The sequence below is a fragment of the Archangium sp. genome, assembly GCF_036388035.1.
Classification (GTDB): domain Bacteria; phylum Myxococcota; class Myxococcia; order Myxococcales; family Myxococcaceae; genus Archangium.
Genome location: NZ_DASVSO010000669.1, coordinates 1 through 2,885, shown reverse-complemented (window position 1 = coordinate 2,885; position 2,885 = coordinate 1). Strand labels below are relative to the sequence as shown.

Annotated in this window: 2 protein-coding genes; both read right to left on the bottom strand. The window is 69.8% G+C overall.

The window, feature by feature from the left end; all coding sequences use genetic code 11:
* Positions 1–311 precede the first annotated feature (311 nt).
* Positions 312–710, bottom strand: coding sequence for a VOC family protein (locus VF697_RS27300; RefSeq protein ID WP_331099659.1), 399 nt, complete (start codon positions 708–710; stop codon positions 312–314).
* A 52-nt stretch (positions 711–762) separates the two neighbouring features.
* Positions 763–2,802, bottom strand: a complete 2,040-nt coding sequence (locus VF697_RS27295; RefSeq protein WP_331099658.1) for an ABC transporter permease subunit/CPBP intramembrane protease — start codon at positions 2,800–2,802, stop codon at positions 763–765.
* Between the last annotated feature and the right edge of the window lie 83 nt (positions 2,803–2,885).

Here is a 2,885-nt window from a genome sequence, read left to right as displayed (position 1 = left end):
TCAGTGTGCCCCGCCTGCGGGGAAAGGGGTGTAACGCGTGGGCACGGGGTGGGACGGGGCGGGATGACGAACCCGAGGAGAATCAAGGCGATAGCGGGTAACAGCGCGTCCTGCTTAGGGTTTTCTATCGCCTTGCTCACGGGTTCGATTCCCGCCGCCTCCCATCAATCCACTCGCGGCGCCCTCTCCCTCCTCGGTTCCTTCCTGGTCGCTGCCTCGAGCGCCACGCTCGCCTTCTCACCTGCTTGGGGAAGCTACGGACTGCTCAAGCGCTCCTGGGACGAGCACGGGTAAGCCCGCCGCCGGCCCGGTCAAGCCCGCGGCTCCATCCAGACCAGGTTCCAGAGGTGGCCGTCGAGGTCTTCGAAGCCCTGGTCATACATGAAGCCGTGGTCCTCCGGCGGATGCGGGATGCGGGCGCCGGCGGCGGTGGCCTTGGCGATCAGGCTGTCGACTTCCTCCCGGCTCTCGCAGCTCAGGCAGATGATGACCTCGTTGGCCTCCTTCGCCTGCACGACGGGCTTGTTGATGAAGCTCTTGAAAAAGGCTTCGGTCATCAGCATGGCATTGATACTGCCGTCCACGATGACCATGAACGCCGAGCTCTCGTTGGAAAAGTGCGGATTGAAGCTGAAGCCGAGAGCGGAAAAGAAGGCCTTGGATTTGTCCAGGTCCCTGACCGGCAGGTTGAAGATGATCTGCTTGTTCATGACGTCTCCACGTTGGAAGGTGCGTTGGTGGGTTGAGGACGGGCGGTTGAGGCTAGGACGCCTTGGGCAGCGACACCGGTACTTCGGGGACGGCCTCGCGAGGCTCCTCCTGGTGCGTCGGCACCGGGTCCGCGTCGCGCAGCAGCCACAGGGCTACCACGCCGGGCATGCACAGCGCGAGCCCCACCTGCCATGAGCCCATCCAGGCCGGCTCCGTTCCGGCCCGAGCGGCGAGGACGGCCGTGCCGTTGTTCACGAAGTGGAGGAACACCCCCGCCAGCAGCGAGCGCGTGCGCAGCGTGGCATGGCCGAGCACGAGGCCCACCGCCGCGGCGATGAGCGCGTGCACCGGGTGGATGTGGAGGATGCCGAAGGTGAGCGCGCTGCCCACCACCGCCACCGCACGCGAGCCCGTGCGCGACAGGCCCGACAGCATCACCCCGCGGAAGGCGGCCTCCTCGCAGACGGCCGGGGCCAGCGCGAGCACCGCCAGCGCCAGGGGCAGCGGCCAGCTCGCGCTCTGCTTCATCAGCACCTCCAGAGTGCGCAGGAACTCCTCCGTGCCGGGCATCCAGCCCGTCCCCAGGGCCCTCTGCAGCAGCACCTGCACCCCGAGCACCCCCGGCGCCAGCAGCACCATGGCCAGCGCCCCGCGCCTCGTGGGCAGGCGCAGGGAGAAGACCTCTCGCGGGTCCGCTCCGGAGCGCTGCACCCACAGCACGGCCAGCGCCAGGAAGACGCCCACCTGCGTCACCGCCATGACTCCCCACAGCGGCAGCCGCTTCCACAGCAGCACGCTCACGAAGAGCGACACCACCAGGATGACCGAGAAGTAGAGCAGGGCGCTCCCGGGCGAGAAGTGGTCTCCCCGGCGCACCTTCCGGCCGAAGAGGTCCCGCCAGGGCTTCTCGCCGGACAGCAGCACCTGCTCGCTCTCGAAGACGCGGGCCGCGAAGAGGACTCCCGCCACCGCCCAGGCCAGGGTGCTGGTGAACACGAGCGCGAAGAGGCCCGTCTCCACCTTCGCCGTGAGCAGCTCGCGCAGCAGCAGGGCCACGTTCAGGATGGGCACCAGCGCGAGCTTCGGCGTCAGCTCCACCCCCGGCATCATCGCCCCATGGGCGAGGACCAGGACGCCCAGCAGCACCGGGGTGAGGTAGTTCTGGCCCTCCTTGAAGCTGCGCGCCATCACCCCCACCGCGACGAGCACGGCGCTCACCAGCATCGCCAGCGGCACGAGCGCGCCGAAGGCCGCCACGAGCACCCCGAGGCTCACCTGCACCTTGCCCACCGTCCCGCTGGCGCCGACGAGCCCCACGATGGCCAGCCCCATTCCCCCCAGGTTCAGCAGGGCGCCGCCCAGCGTGAAGACGCTCACCACGCCGTACTTGCCCAGCACCACCTCCAGCGGCCGCACCGGCGCGCACAGCAGCGTCTGGAGCGTGCCCCGCTCCTTCTCTCCGGCGGTGACGTCGATGGCCGGGTAGAAGCCCGCCATCACCAGCGCCAGCAGCAGCAGGTAGGGCAGCATCGCCCCGAGGAACAGGCCCACCGAGCGGAAGTCCGACTCCTTCACCTGGAGCGGCTCGGCCAGCCGTGGGGACAGTCCCGCGTTCTCGAAGCGCACCCGCACCGCCTGCTGGCGCACCTCGTCGAGCACCGTGTTCAGCCGGCGGCGTGCCACTCCCGACGGGGGGCGGCCCGAGTCGAAGTAGAGCTCCAGGGAGAGGTTCCCGTCGGCTCCGGGCACGGGCGTCAGCGCCAGCACCGCCGTGGCCTTGCGCTCATCGAGCAGCTTCCGGGCCTCCTGGGCGGGGGCCTCCGGAATCGACTCGCGGCGCTCCACCCACTCCACGCGCTCGGCGCCTTCCAGCTTCTCCAGGAGCGAGGCGGGCGCGGGGCCCCAGACGGCGAGCTTCAGGGGCTTCTCCTGGAGGTCCCGCGCGAGCGCACCGGACATCAGCGCCGTCGCCACCAGGAGGAGCGGGTAGAGCAGCAGCGGCAGGCCGACGAGCAGCAGCAGCGTGCGGCGGTCTCGCAGGGCCTCCAGCAGGTCCTTGCGGAAGAGGGTGAGGACGATGGACCAGCGCATGGGGCAGCTCCTTTCAGGCGGACCGCGAGGGCAGGTAGTGGAGGAAGGCCTCGGTGAGGGTGCGGACTCCGGCGCGGGCACAC